This is a genomic window from Microbulbifer sp. MCCC 1A16149 (assembly GCF_050368945.1).
GTDB lineage: Bacteria > Pseudomonadota > Gammaproteobacteria > Pseudomonadales > Cellvibrionaceae > Microbulbifer.
The window spans coordinates 1,383,097-1,396,839 of record NZ_CP185959.1; the positions used below are offsets into that span (position 1 = coordinate 1,383,097).

At 58.1% G+C, this 13,743-nt stretch carries 13 protein-coding genes; 5 read left to right on the forward strand and 8 right to left on the reverse strand.

What is annotated here, in order from left to right; genetic code table 11:
- Positions 1–4 precede the first annotated feature (4 nt).
- Complete coding sequence (locus ACONT6_RS05790; RefSeq protein ID WP_428820822.1) at positions 5–709, reverse strand: response regulator; 705 nt, start codon at positions 707–709, stop codon at positions 5–7.
- 243 nt (positions 710–952) lie between these two features.
- Here ACONT6_RS05790 and ACONT6_RS05795 point away from each other — a divergent pair, with 243 nt between their 5' ends.
- From ACONT6_RS05795 to ACONT6_RS05805, 3 genes are all read left to right on the forward strand, one after another.
- On the forward strand, positions 953–1,447 hold the full coding sequence (locus ACONT6_RS05795; RefSeq protein ID WP_428820823.1) for a Spy/CpxP family protein refolding chaperone: 495 nt from the start codon (positions 953–955) through the stop codon (positions 1,445–1,447).
- 335 nt (positions 1,448–1,782) lie between these two features.
- The gene (locus tag ACONT6_RS05800) at positions 1,783–2,334 is read left to right on the forward strand and encodes a flavodoxin (protein WP_428820824.1); all 552 of its coding nucleotides are present in this window, start codon (positions 1,783–1,785) and stop codon (positions 2,332–2,334) included.
- A gap of 6 nt (positions 2,335–2,340) precedes the next feature.
- Positions 2,341–2,718 carry a hypothetical protein gene (locus ACONT6_RS05805; RefSeq protein WP_428820825.1) on the forward strand — a complete coding sequence of 126 codons (378 nt, stop codon included), beginning with the start codon at positions 2,341–2,343 and terminating at the stop codon, positions 2,716–2,718.
- A gap of 74 nt (positions 2,719–2,792) precedes the next feature.
- On the opposite strand, the gene dapE is transcribed toward ACONT6_RS05805, so the two are convergent.
- The 7 genes from dapE to map form a co-directional block, all read right to left on the reverse strand.
- The gene (dapE, locus tag ACONT6_RS05810) at positions 2,793–3,923 is read right to left on the reverse strand and encodes a succinyl-diaminopimelate desuccinylase (protein ID WP_428820826.1); all 1,131 of its coding nucleotides are present in this window, start codon (positions 3,921–3,923) and stop codon (positions 2,793–2,795) included.
- Between the two features lie 415 nt (positions 3,924–4,338).
- Positions 4,339–5,370, reverse strand: a complete 1,032-nt coding sequence (gene dapD / locus ACONT6_RS05815; RefSeq protein WP_428820827.1) for a 2,3,4,5-tetrahydropyridine-2,6-dicarboxylate N-succinyltransferase — start codon at positions 5,368–5,370, stop codon at positions 4,339–4,341.
- A 73-nt stretch (positions 5,371–5,443) separates the two neighbouring features.
- Positions 5,444–5,788 carry an ArsC family reductase gene (locus ACONT6_RS05820; RefSeq protein WP_428820828.1) on the reverse strand — a complete coding sequence of 115 codons (345 nt, stop codon included), beginning with the start codon at positions 5,786–5,788 and terminating at the stop codon, positions 5,444–5,446.
- Positions 5,789–5,828: 40 nt separating this feature from the next.
- Positions 5,829–6,497 (reverse strand): endonuclease III, encoded by a 669-nt coding sequence (nth, locus tag ACONT6_RS05825; RefSeq protein ID WP_428820829.1) that lies wholly within the window; start codon positions 6,495–6,497, stop codon positions 5,829–5,831.
- Between the two features lie 24 nt (positions 6,498–6,521).
- Positions 6,522–7,697 (reverse strand): succinyldiaminopimelate transaminase, encoded by a 1,176-nt coding sequence (gene dapC, locus ACONT6_RS05830; protein WP_428820830.1) that lies wholly within the window; start codon positions 7,695–7,697, stop codon positions 6,522–6,524.
- A gap of 53 nt (positions 7,698–7,750) precedes the next feature.
- A complete protein-coding gene (locus ACONT6_RS05835) occupies positions 7,751–10,486 on the reverse strand; it encodes a [protein-PII] uridylyltransferase (protein WP_428820831.1) in 2,736 nt (911 codons plus the stop codon).
- Between the two features lie 134 nt (positions 10,487–10,620).
- Positions 10,621–11,391 (reverse strand): type I methionyl aminopeptidase, encoded by a 771-nt coding sequence (gene map, locus ACONT6_RS05840; RefSeq protein WP_428820832.1) that lies wholly within the window; start codon positions 11,389–11,391, stop codon positions 10,621–10,623.
- A gap of 583 nt (positions 11,392–11,974) precedes the next feature.
- On the opposite strand from map, the gene rpsB reads away from it, so the two are divergent.
- Together rpsB and tsf are read left to right on the forward strand one after the other, a co-directional pair.
- Positions 11,975–12,721, forward strand: a complete 747-nt coding sequence (rpsB, locus tag ACONT6_RS05845; RefSeq protein ID WP_181253607.1) for a 30S ribosomal protein S2 — start codon at positions 11,975–11,977, stop codon at positions 12,719–12,721.
- A gap of 133 nt (positions 12,722–12,854) precedes the next feature.
- Positions 12,855–13,718, forward strand: coding sequence for a translation elongation factor Ts (tsf, locus tag ACONT6_RS05850; RefSeq protein ID WP_078084826.1), 864 nt, complete (start codon positions 12,855–12,857; stop codon positions 13,716–13,718).
- Positions 13,719–13,743 lie beyond the last annotated feature (25 nt).

A 13,743-nucleotide genomic window follows, 5' to 3' on the forward strand; every position in this document is an offset into this window, starting at 1 on the left:
GCGATTACCCCTGGCTGCCGGTGAGCATATACCCGGCGCCGCGGATATTGATGATCAGCTCGCGGCTCGCCCCCTGTTCTGCAAGTTTCTTGCGGATATTGCTTACATGGACATCAATGGAGCGGTCGTAGGGCATCAGTTTGCGGCCGAGGGCTTTCTCCGTGAGGACTTCCTTACTGACCACTTCGCCGGCATTTTCCACGAGCACCTTGAGCACCGAGAATTCGGCGCCGGTCAGGTTGACGCCCTGGTCTGCCCAGAAGCACTGGTGCTCCCGGGGCAGCAGGCGCAGGGGGCCACTGGTAAGGTTGTCGTCACCGGTCTCTACTTCCGAGCGTCCGCGACGCAGTATGGCCCTTAGGCGGGCGGCCAGCTCCCGCGGGTTGCAGGGTTTGGGGAGGTAGTCGTCGGCGCCCATTTCGAGGCCTACAATACGGTCCACGGTGTCGCCCTTGGCCGTCAGCATCACTACCGGCAGTGAATGTCCCGGGTTGCTGGCGTCCTCGCGCAATTTGCGCAGAACGTCGAAACCATTGTGTACCGGCAACATGACATCCAGTACCAGCGCATCGAATGGCTGGCTGCGAGCCAGCTCCAGGCCGCGGCCTCCATCGTTAGCGACAGTTACTGCAAACCCCTCTCCCACAAGAAACTCTTCCAGCAGCTCTGTCAGTTCGGTGTCGTCGTCGACCAGCAGGATATGGCTCATGAATCTCGAATGTCCCGTTTAATCTCTATTGTGCAATCAACTATGTGTGAAGGGATTATATGCCCAGCGGTAACCGCCCATGCGGGAAGGTATTGCGTGTTTTACCGTTCTTAACAAATGTTTACCGCAGTTATCCCCTGTTTACACTGGCTGAGCCTAGTATGCATCTACCGACTCGGGAATCACCAGACAACGGTTGTCGCCGACCGGTATCACCAACCAGCATCACTTGAGGATGAACCTATGAATAAATGGAAAGCACTTGCAGGTAGCCTGGTACTGGGCAGCGCACTGACCACCTCGGGCATGGTTCTGGCGTTCCCGGATGAAGACCAGGGACATCGCGGGCACAAGGGACACCACGGAGGTCACCACAAAGAACGCATGTTTGAGCATCTGGCAGAGAAGCTTGACCTGACCGAAGGCCAGAAGGCGCAACTGAAGGCCAATCGCGAAGCGGGTAAAGACGCGCGCAAGGCGCAACGCGAGGAATGGCATACACTGCGCAAACAGCTGCGCGAGGCTATTGAATCCGGCGCCGACCAGGCGACCCTGGACAGTCTGGGAGCCGAGCTGGGCAAACTGGAAGTACAAAAGATGCAGCGCATGCATGAGAAACAGGTCCAGTTCGAATCCATCCTTACCGATGAGCAGAAGGCCAAACTGGCGGAAATGAAGGCCGAGCGCATGGAGCGTCACGAGAAGCGCATGCAGCGCTGGAAGAAAGACGAAGGCTAATATGGCTCGCGGGTCACCATATGATGGGGCCACGCGCTTTCCTCTGAATCAGTCACTCACCCCGGGCTGCCGGCTCCCACCCCAACCGCCGGCAGACCATCCTCTTACGCCCCCGCCATATCCGGGGGCTTTTTTATATGCTCTTTGGCCTATGCACTGACTATTCCTGAGCTGTTGCGTTGTCGCTCTGCTCCTTGCCGTACCTGCCCTTTGTTGGGAGAATGCCCGCCCCGACCCGGTCCGTTGAAGTCCCGGCAATCTACTCGTCATTCCGCCACTGGTGTGGAGTCGGGGTAGTGAAGGGCGGGGCAGTATCTGGTATTTGAGGAGAGACAGTGAGCAAGATCGGCCTGTTTTACGGTAGTGATGAAGGTAACACCGAAAGTATCGCCCAGCGTATTGCCGCGCGGCTGGGGGAAGAGCGTGTGGATATCCACGATATTGCCGATGTTACCCAGGTCGAGATCGGGGACTATGATCAGTTGATTTTCGGGATTCCCACCTGGGACTTTGGCCAGATCCAGTCCGATTGGGAAGATTTCTGGGAAGATGTCCAGGAAATCGACTTTTCCGGCAAAACCGTGGCCCTGTTTGGCCTCGGTGACCAGTTTGGTTACGGGGATTACTTCCTCGACGCCATGGGCATGCTGCACGACGTGATTGTCGCCAACGGGGCGGCCATCATCGGTCACTGGCCGACCGCAGGCTATGAATTTGAAGCTTCGAAGGCGGAGGTCGCGGGACAGAATATTTTTGTCGGCTTGGCCATCGACGAAGACCAGCAGGAAGAAATGACCTGCGCGCGCCTCAACGACTGGTGCGAGCAAATTGCGGAAGAGTTCGGTCTGGAAGGCGGGGCTGAAAGTGTCGCCCGGCTAGAGGACTGATCACCTATGCCGCACGCAGACTCTCTGACACTGCAGGATTTCTGGCCCTGGCTGGCCGATCACTGCAACTGCATCCTACGCACCGGCACACCGGATTCCATCCTGTACGACGATGATGACTTCCACTGGCGTTTCACCCAGGAAAATGCCAATACGCTGCTGGTACAACTGGTGCGGGGCAAGCGTCTGATCGGGGAGGTCTTTATCGAGCCGGACCTGGTTAGCTCGGTGCGTATGACGCGAGGAGAAAAGGAAGAGGTGATTTTCGACCTGATGGCGGAGGCCGATGGTCAGGAGCAAGTGCTGTATTACTTCGTAATGGCACATGGTTTCGATGAACCCGAGCCCGAGGTGCCCGTCGCCCGCCACGGCAGACTGCACTGATTCCCGTGAAGGGAAAGTAAAAAAACGCGGCCAATGGCCGCGTTTTTTGTTTTCCAAGAGCTCGCTATATTTTCTTAGCGCGCTAATAGGCCCACGAGGATTTCCCGGTACATGTCCTTTACCAGATCGAGATCATCAGCTTTCACGCACTCATCCACCTTGTGGATGGTGGCGTTTACGGGGCCCAGTTCCACGACCTGTGCGCCCGTCGGGGCGATAAAGCGGCCATCGGAAGTGCCGCCGGCAGTGGACAGTTCGGTTTCGCGGCCGGTGATCTTGCGAATGGCGGCCTGTGCGGATTCCACCAGAGGCCCTTCGGCGGTGAGGAAGGGCTGGCCGGACAGGTTGAAGTTGGCTTCGTACTTCAGGCCGTGCTTGTCGAAAATCGCTCGGGCGCGGTTCTCCAGTTGTTCCGCAGTGGTCTCGGTGGAAAAGCGCCAGTTACATACGACTTTCACATCGCCGGGAATCACATTGGTGGCTCCGGTGCCGCCGTTGATGTTGGAAACCTGAAAGCTGGTGGCAGGGAAGAAATCATTGCCCTGGTCCCATTCCTCGGCGGCCAGCTCGGCCAGTGCCGGTGCCAGTTTGTGTACCGGGTTTTCTGCCAGGTGCGGGTAGGCAACATGGCCCTGGATGCCGAATACGGTAAGCTCCAGGCCCAGTGAGCCGCGGCGGCCGTTCTTGATGACGTCGCCGGCGAGGGTGGTGCTCGAAGGTTCACCCACCAGGCACCAGTCGATTTTTTCTCCCCGTTCTTCCAGCCATTCGACCACTTTTACGGTGCCGTGTTTTGCCGGACCTTCTTCGTCGCTTGTGATCAGCAGGGCGATACGACCTTTGTGGTCGGGGTGGGCGGCGACAAATTCTTCGCAAGCCACAACCATGGCGGCGAGGGAGCCTTTCATATCCGCGGCACCGCGGCCGTAGAGCATACCGTCGACGACTTGTGGCTCAAATGGCGGGTACTGCCAGTTTTCTTCGGGACCTGTGGGCACGACGTCGGTGTGGCCGGCAAAGGCGAACAGAGGGCCCTCTTCGCCGCGTACCGACCAGAAATTATCGGTATCACCGAAGCGCAGGTGCTCGGTTTTGAAGCCGATTTTTTCCAGGCGTTCGAGCATTAGTTCCATACACCCAGCATCTTCTGGGGTTACGGATTTTTTGCTGATCAGGTCGCAGGTAAGTTTTACAGTTGGAGTCATGGGAGTTTTTACCGGCTCCCTGGTTTTGGGGAGCACTAGTCCTGTTATGTGGCGGTCTGGCTGGCGGTGGCTTCTCGCGAGACACGAGCTAGGCGCCCCCCCGTTAACCCATCCATGGGGGCTCTTCCGCGAGGTCCCTCTCGAGGAAGGTCTCGCAAGGAGTCCCCGCCAGCTGGGCCTTCGTATCTACGTACAGAGTTTCATCGGAGCTAGATGGAGTTACCCATTACTCCGGGCGAAGCACATGAATATGGTTGAAGGCAAAGTACCTGGTGGAATATTTCGGAACCGTCGGTGCCAGGGATGGCACCGCCGGAGCGTACAGGGATGTATATACAGCGATTCCGAAATATTCCACCAGGTGCTTTGCCGCCACCGGGATACGATCAGGTGGACCCGGTAGCTACTCGCAACATTAGTTGCTATGCAGTTCCGCATTCAGCTCAACTGCACTTTTGTTGGTCAAACACTCAACCGCACCGGTGCTGGAGTTGCGACGGAACAGCAGGTCGGATTTGTTCGCGAGGTCGCGGGCTTTGACGGATTCGGCAACTTCACCCTTGTCATCCAGCACGGCAACCTTGGTGCCCGCGGTGATGTACAGGCCGGATTCCACAGTGCAGCGGTCGCCCAGAGGGATACCGGTACCGGAGTTTGCACCCAGTAGGCAGCCGTCGCCGAGCGCGATCACGATGTTGCCACCACCGGACAGGGTGCCCATGGTAGAGCTACCGCCGCCCAGGTCAGAGCCAGCGCCAACGAATACACCCGCAGAAATACGGCCTTCGATCATGCCCGGGCCTTCAGTGCCCGCGTTAAAGTTTACAAACCCTTCGTGCATGATGGTGGTGCCTTCGCCCAGGTATGCGCCGAGACGCACACGGGCAGTGTGTGCAATACGTACGCCTTTCGGTACCACGTAATTGGTCATTTTCGGGAATTTATCCACGCAGGAAACTTCCAGCAGCTCGCCTTTCAGGCGCGCTTCCAGTTGGCGCTGGGGAAGCTCTTCGAGATCGATCGCGCCCTGGTTGGTCCAGGCAACGTTTGCCAGCTGGCCAAAAATGCCGTCCAGCTTGGTGCCGTGGGGCTTTACCAGACGGTGTGACAGCAGGTGCAGTTTCAGGTAAGACTCCGGAACAGACTGCGGTGCATCGTCGCTATGCAGGACCACGGCCACCAGCGGACGCTGGCTGCCGGCGAACTGGCGCAGAATCTCCGCCTGCTCGTTGGCGCCTGCGTTTTCCAGCTGGTCTGCAAGCGGCTGCAGCTGCGCCTGCTCCAGCGCGACAGCAACATTGCCGTCCTCAATATTCAGGGTGCCGGTCACCGCGCTGGCAACTTCGTCTGCCGGGTTCAGCAGGGGTTGCGGGAAGTAGACTTCGAGCCATTCGCCCTTGCTGTTGCAGGTGCCGACGCCGAAGCCGATGCTGTATACGTTGCTCATGATGGTTTCCTTTTCCTGAGTCTGAATTTTTTCAAATGGTTTGATGTGCGGTAACTCGGTTGCTTCGCGTGCGTTACTTGACGAAGCTGGCGTAGCTATCGGCCTTGAAGCCAAACAGGGTGTTATCGCCTTTGGTCATTACCGGACGTTTGATTAGGGTGGGAGTTTCGCTGGCCAGTGACTCGGCGCTGCCGGTGTCCATTTCCGATTTTTGCGCGTCGCTCAGCGCGCGCCAACTGGTGGAGCGTCGATTCAATACCTGCTCCCAGCCGAATTCCTGTAGCCATTGGGTGAGGGGAACATCGCTCATGCCGTCTTCGCGGAAGTCGTGAAAGCGGTACGCCACATCGTTTTGCTCAAGCCACTTGCGGGCTTTTTTTACGGTGTCGCAATTCTTGATGCCGTAAAGCGTAATCATGGAATTTCCTGTATCAGTGCTCAATATCCTGAAACCGTGTTCAGGCTTTGTTGATTTTTTTCGGGTGCTTGCGTGCGGGATAGCAGGTGGTACAGATCTCGCAGACAGTGCCATCGCAACCGCGGGCAGAGCAGAACTCCCGGCCGTAGAAAATGATCTGCAGGTGCAACTTGTTCCACTTTTCTTTTGGGAACAGACGCTTCAGGTCGTTTTCTGTCTGCACCACGTTTTTACCCGAAGTTAGACCCCAGCGCTGGGCCAGGCGGTGGATGTGGGTGTCCACCGGAAAAGCGGGATGGCCGAAGGCCTGCGCCATCACCACGCTTGCGGTTTTGTGGCCCACACCGGGTAAGGTTTCCAGTGCTGCCATATTTTCCGGGACCTGGCCGTGGTATTCGTTGACCAGAATTTCCGAAAGCTTCTGAATCGCTTTCGATTTTTGTGGAGAAAGGCCACAGGGGCGGATGACCTCGCGGATTTTTTCCACCGGGACCTTCGCCATATCGTACGGATTGTCCGCCAGTGCCCACAGGCCGGGCGTGATCTGGTTGACCCGCTCATCGGTGCACTGTGCCGACAGCAGCACCGCCACCAGCAGGGAGTAGGCGTCAAAGTGGTCCAGCGGGACCGGCGTTTCCGGATAGAGCTCTTCCAGCCGGTTGAGCACATATTCCACGCGCTCTTTTTTCAATAGGTTCTTTGCGGTCATTGTCGATTCGTTTACAGCGTACGCTTATCGGCAGAACTGCTTGATGCGTTTTGCCCCTTCGATGCATTCATCCAGGGTGGCGACCAGGGCCATACGGACATATTCCGCACCGGGATTGACGCCGTTGGCTTCGCGGGCGAGGTAGGCGCCGGGAAGCACGGTGATATGTTGCTGGCGGAACAGCTCGCGGGCGAAGGTTTCGCCGTCGCCGACTCGCGGCCAAAGGTAGAAGCTGGCTTCTGGTTTCTGTACATCCAGGCAGCCATCGAGAATATCCAGTACTGCATCAAACTTCTGTCGGTACAGCGCGCGGTTCTCTTTTACGTGCTGTTCGTCCTGCCAGGCGGCAATAGACGCGTACTGGGTGGGCACGGGCATGGCGCAGCCGTGGTAGGTGCGATAGAGCAGGAATTTTTCCAGGATCTCCCCATCGCCGGCGACAAACCCGGAGCGCAGGCCGGGGAGGTTGGAGCGCTTCGACAGGCTGTGGAACACCACGCAGCGGCGGTAATCGTTGCGGCCCAGTTCCGCACACGCCTGTAGCAGGCCCACCGGCGGATTATCTTCGTCAAAGTACAGCTCGGAATAGCACTCGTCGGAAGCAATGGTGAAGTCGTATTTGTCTGCCAGTGCAATCAACTTCTTGAGGTCATCGATATCCAGCAGCGCACCGGTGGGGTTGCCCGGGGTGCACAGGTAGAGCAGGTCGCACTGCTGCCACACGGATTCGGATACCGCGTCGAAGTCCGGCTTGAATCCGGTCTCGACCCGGCAATTGATAAAGTGGGGTTCGGCGCCGGCGAGGAAAGCTGCCCCTTCGTAAATCTGGTAGAAGGGGTTGGGCATCAGGACCTTGGAACCTGGGGATACCACGGCCTGGGCGAAAGCGAACAGCGCCTCGCGGGTACCGTTCACCGGGATTACCTGGGAGTCTGCGTTCAGGGTATCCAGCTGGAAGCGCTCGCACAGCCAGCGGGCGATAGTTTCGCGCAGTGGATCCAGCCCTTTGGTTACCGGATAAGCGGCCAGCTTGTCGAGGTTGTCGATCAGTTCGTCCCGTACAAACGCCGGTGGTGTGTGTTTGGGTTCGCCAATCGACAGCGCAATATGCGCAAGCTCCCCGGGGGCTTCCACGCCCGCTTTCAGTTTGGCGAGCTTGGCGAAAGGGTAGGGCTGCAGCTGTTGCAAGTTAGGGTTCATGATTGTTCTGTTTGCCTGGCTGTTTATTCTGGGAGTCTGGTGCCATTACCCGGTCATGGCTGCGGGGGCAGTGTCGCCTGGTGGGCGTCCAGCTCCTGGCAGATGGCCTGTTCCAATGTTTCGATCAGTTGCTGGTCGTCCAGCGGTTTGTCGTCGGCGTCGGTGATATGAAAGATATCTTCGACGCGCTCCCCCAGGGTAGAAATCTTGGCGTTGTGCAGGCGCAGATCGTGGGTGATGAAAATGCGCGCGATACGGGCCAGCAGGCCGGGGCGGTCGGCACTGGTGATTTCCAGGGTGCTGTAAGTGTCTTCTGGTTCGGTGGAAATGTGGGCCTGGCTGGGCAGGTGGAACATCTTGAGGCGGCGCGGTGTGCGGCGCTGGATCACCTTGGAGTAGTCCTCCACCAGCTTCAGTTCCTGCTGCAGGGTGTTGCGGATCTGCTCCAGGCGGTGGGGCTCGTCCAGCAGCGGTTGGCCGGACTCGTCCAGCACGTAAAAGGTATCCAGGGTGTAGCCGCCAGCGGAACTGTACAGGCGTGCGTCGTGGATGTTCAGGTTGAGCATGTCGAGGCCGGTCACCACGGCAGCGAACACATTCGGGCGGTCCGGGGTGTAAATGAATACCTCGGTTGCGCCGTCGTGCTCGCCCGGGCCGGAATTGCGGGTAAGCACCACGGTATCGCTGTCGGCGTCCCGTTCAGGGTCCTTTTGTAGCTGGTAAATGGCGGCGGTGTGCCAGGTGATGCTGTCGGCGCTCTCGCGCACAAAGTAGTCCTCACCCATTTCCGACCAGATATCTTCCACTACATTGCTTGGCAGCCCCATGGCGCGCAGCATATTGCGCGCCTGTGCCTGGGTTTCCTCGTAGATTTCATCGCGGTCGATGGGGTTTTCCAGCCCCCGGCGCAGGGCGCGCTGGGTGTGCTGGTAGAGCTGGCGCATCAGGCTGGCGCGCCAGCTGTTCCACAGGTCCGGGTTGGTGGCATTGATGTCTGCCACGGTCAGTGCGTACAGGTAATCCAGGTGTTCGCGGTCGCCCACTTCCGCGGCGAAGGCGTGTACCACCTCCGGATCGGAAATATCCTGTTTTTGCGAAACCGCGCTCATCAGCAGGTGTTTTTCCACCAGCCAGCACACCAGTCGGCGATCCCGGGCTGAGAGACCGTGGCGACGACAGAAGGCATCCGCATCAGCGACCCCGAGTTTGGAGTGATCGCCGCCGCGCCCCTTGGCGATATCGTGATACAGGCCACCGATATACAGCAGTTCGGGTTTGCGCATGCGTGACAGAATCTCGGCTGCGAGCGGGAACTTCTCCCAGGCGTCTTCGCCGCGGAAGCTGCGCATATTGCGAACCACCTGCAGGGTATGGGCGTCCACGGTATAGATATGGAACAGGTCGTGCTGCATCTGCCCGGTGACGCGGCCGAACTCGGGCAAGTAGCGACCGAGAATGCCGTAGCGGGTCATGCGGGTGAGCTGGGTGGAAAGCCCGCGCGGGCTGCGCAGCAGTTGCATGAACAGCCGGGTGTTGGCCGGGTCTGCGCGGAACTCATCGTCGATCAGGTGGCGATGTTCGCGAATCAGGCGGATGGTGGAAGCCCGGACACCGTGGATTTCCGGGTTATTGGCCATCAGCACGAAGATTTCCAGCAGGGCCGGCGGGTGCTCAATGAAGGTGCGGGTGACCGCGGCCTCGATGGTGTTGCCGCGCAGCTGGAAGCGTTCATTGATTGGGGTGACCGGCAGGTGTTTGCCCCGTTGCAGGATCACTTCATCCAGGAACTGCAGCAGCACATCATTCAGCTCGCGCAGCGCCATCACGATCCGATAATAGGTGTGCATGAACTGCTCGACCGCCAGGTGGGTGTCGTTGTCTTTGTAGCCGAACTCCCGCGCCAGCTCGCGCTGGTAATCGAACAGCAGTCGCTCTTCAGGGCGGCCGGCCAGCAAGTGCAGGCCGTAGCGCACCCGCCACAGGAAATCCTCACCGGATTGCAGGATGGCGAACTCTTCCTCGGTAAAGAAACCCTTCCCCTGTAGCTGCTTGAGGGTGCGCACCTGAAAGTAGCGCTTGGCGACCCAGTTGATGGTCTGGATATCGCGCAGACCGCCAGGGGCGTTTTTGATGTTGGGTTCCAGGTTGTACTCAGCACCCTGCTGTTTGCTGTGACGGGCTTGCTGCTCGCTGTACTTGGCGCTGAAGAAGGCATCGGCCGCCCAGATCTTCTCCGGGGTCATACGCTCGTTGAGGGCTTCGCACAGGGCCGGATTGCCGACCACCGTGCGGCATTCGAGCAGGTTGGTGGCAACGGTAATGTCCTCGGCCGCCAACTCCATGCAGTGGTCGATGGTACGCACGGAGTGGCCGATATCCAGCTTCAGGTCCCACAGGAAGGCGACCAGCCGCTCGATATTGTCCACTGTGGCTGCGTTCGGCTTGTCCTCGCTAAGTATCAGCAGGTCGATATCCGACTTGGGGTGCAATTCCCCCCGTCCATAACCGCCGACGGCGAGCAGGCTGATGTTGTCGGGCCACTGGAACTGATGCCAGGCATAGTGGAGCAGGCAGTCCACAAACAGGGCGCGCTCGTACACCAGGGTGCGGACGTCTTCGCCCTCGCGAAAGCGGCGCGCCATATGGGTGTCGGCAGCGCCCACGGCGTCCTTGAAAATTTCCAGAGTAGGGCGCTTGCCCTCGTTCAGATCGCGCCGGAAGCGCGACTGATCGAAGAAGAATAGAGGCTTCTGAAAGTGCGGGATGTGGGCCAGCTGCATGGAATTCATCTGTGTAGATTCCGGTTCGGCACCGGGGAATGCCCGGTCCGGTTGTTCCTTCCCTGGCCGCTAGAGGCCATGTTCACGCGATTGTGCTGATCGCAGTGCGAGTCTGGGGGTAAAGCGCTTTGTCCAGGCTCGACTTAAAACGACTCTTCCTTGCGCGCGGTCAGGATTTCGACACCATCCGCAGTCACGGCCATGGTGTGTTCCCACTGGGCGGACAGACGGCGGTCGACGGTGACGGCGGTCCAGCCGTCCCGCAGTACCTTACTGCCGGGTTTGCCGGCGTTGATCATGGGCTCGATGGTAAAGGTCATGCCTTCTTCCAGCACCTGCCCGGTACCCGGCTTGCCGTAGTGCAGAATCTGGGGGTCCTCGTGAAACACGTCGCCGATGCCGTGGCCGCAAAAATCCTTGACCACGGAGTAGTAGTTCTTTTCCGCGTGTTGCTGGATCACGTGGCCGATATCTCCGAGGGTGGTACCGGGGCGGACGATCTCGATGGCCTTGTACAGGCACTCCTGGGTCACTTTGACCAGGCGTTCTGCATGGGGAACAGGTTTGCCGACAAAGTACATCTTGGAGGTGTCGCCATACCAGCCATCCTTGATGACTGTCACATCGATATTGATGATGTCGCCTTTCTTCAGCACCTTGGATTCGGAGGGAATGCCGTGGCAGATCACCTCATTGACCGAGGTGCAAATGGATTTGGGGAAGCCGCGATAGCCGAGGCAGGCGGGGATGGCCTTCTGCACATCAACGATGTACTCGTGACAGCGTCTGTCGAGCTCCTCGGTCGTGACCCCGGGGACCACATACTCGCCGATCATTTCCAGCACCTCTGCAGCCAGGCGGCCGGCGGTGCGCATTTTGGCGATCTGTTCAGGAGTCTTTACAGCGTTGGTCATGGATTTTCCCGGAAATTCTGAGCATTTATGGGCACATTTGGTGCGCGCCGAACGCGTCGGCGGCCCCGTGCGGCGCGGTATTGTAGCGGAATTGCCGCGTCCCGGCATTAATGTACGTGCCGCAGTATTTTTTGGGCTAGCCGCTGGTGTCATTCTCCGGGCGTCAAGCGGGCGTGGGGACGTTATAGTCGCAAAGACCTCCGGATTCGAAGGCGCTTGTCCGATTCCGTTGATCGCTTGCGGCTCTGTGCGACAACTTGCGGCTCTGTGCGGGAAGGGCTCCAGGTCATAAAGGCGTGGTAGTAGGCGTATTTGGGTGCTCGTCACACTTCCAGCCTCTCCGGGAATATGGTATAAAGCGCGCCGCTTTGGGCAGTGCCCAGGGTGAAACCAATCAACGGGGCGGGGTTTTCCCTTTGCTCTGAACAAACGCCGCACATACTACCGGCACATTCGCCTGGGTGTCTTCATGGTCATATTTATGATGGTGGGGATTGGTGAATGGGGGGTATGGAGGATGTAACCCGGGAATCGGTCGACATTATTAAGGCTCGCCGATTCCATGTGATAACTGAGGTTTATTATGCCGCAAGTCAGCATGCGCGATATGCTGCAGGCTGGTGTCCACTTTGGTCACCAGACTCGCTACTGGAACCCCAAGATGGGTCAATTCATCTTTGGTGCCCGCAACAAGATTCATATCATCAACCTGGAGCACACTGTTCCGGCCTTCAACGAAGCCCTGCAAATCATCAAAGGCATGGCTGCGCAGAAGAAGAAAGTTCTGTTTGTTGGTACCAAGCGCGCTGCGCAGAAGTCCATCAAGGAACAGGCCGAGCGTGCAGGTCAGCCTTACGTCAGCAACCGCTGGCTGGGTGGTATGCTCACCAACTACAAAACCATCCGCGCTTCCATCAAGCGTTACCGCGATCTCGAAGCCCAGTCTCAGGACGGTACCTTCGAGAAGCTGACCAAGAAAGAAGCCCTGATGCGTACCCGTACCATGGAGAAGCTCGAGCGCTCCATCGGTGGTATCAAGGACATGGGCGGCCTGCCCGACGCGCTGTTCGTGATCGACGTTGAACACGAGCGCATCGCCATCCAGGAAGCGAACAAGCTGGGTATCCCGGTAATTGGTATCGTTGATACCAACAGCAGCCCGGAAGGTGTTGACTACGTAATCCCCGGCAACGATGACGCGATTCGCGCTATCAAGCTGTACACCACTGCGGTGGCTGACGCTGTAGTAGCTGGTGCTGCCGAAGCCGGTGGTGCTGCTCAGAGCGAATACGTAGAAGCGAACGACGATCAGGCTGCAGCTGATTCCTGATCACGGAATCCTAGCCGCAGGCTACTGGCGGTGTAACACGAATGGGTTACGCTGCAGGGAAAAGGGGCCACTTATCCGGCCCCTTTTTTTCAAATCCATCAAAGAATTTGAATCTGAACCCGAGGATTGAATCATGGCGATTACCGCGTCAATGGTAAAAGAACTGCGCGAGCGTACCGGCCTGCCGATGATGGAGTGCAAAAAAGCACTGACCGAGGCCGATGGTGATATCGAAAAAGCGATTGAAGATCTGCGTAAGGCCTCCGGCCTGAAAGCGGCCAAGAAAGCTGGTCGTACCGCAGCTGACGGCGTTGTTGCCGCAAAAGTTGCCGAAGATGGCAGCTACGGTGTTCTGGTAGAAGTGAACTCCGAGACTGACTTTGTTGCCCGTGATGACAACTTCCAGGCGTTTGTTGCCAAGGTTGTCGACAAGGCATTTGCCGACCGTCAGGAAGACGTTGCTGCCCTGATGGCGGGTGAGCTGGAAGACGCCCGTGAAGCACTGGTTCAGAAGATCGGTGAAAACATCGGCGTACGTCGCATCCAGGTGGTAGAAGCGCCCAAAGTTGGTGCCTACGTACACTCCAACAACCGTATCGCAGCGATTGTTGCCCTGAGCGGTGGCGAAGTTGAAGTTGCACGCGATGTGGCCATGCACGTAACCGCGGTTAACCCGCAGGTTGTGAAGCCGGAAGATATGCCGGAAGACGTGCTGGAGAAAGAGAAGGAAATCATCAAGGCGCAGCCGGATATGGAAGGCAAGCCTGCCGAAATCGTTGAGAAGATGATGGGCGGCCGTATCAAGAAGTTCCTCAAGGAAAACAGCCTGGTGGAACAGCCTTTCGTTAAGAACCCGGACGTTACCATTGCCAAGCTGGTTAAAGATGCCGGTGCGGACGTGGTGAGCTTCGTGCGTTTCGAAGTTGGTGAGGGTATCGAGAAGGAAGAAGTGGATTTCGCAGCAGAAGTGGCTGCACAGGTAAAATCCAGCTCTTGATGCCTGAGATTGCCGGCGGCCTTTG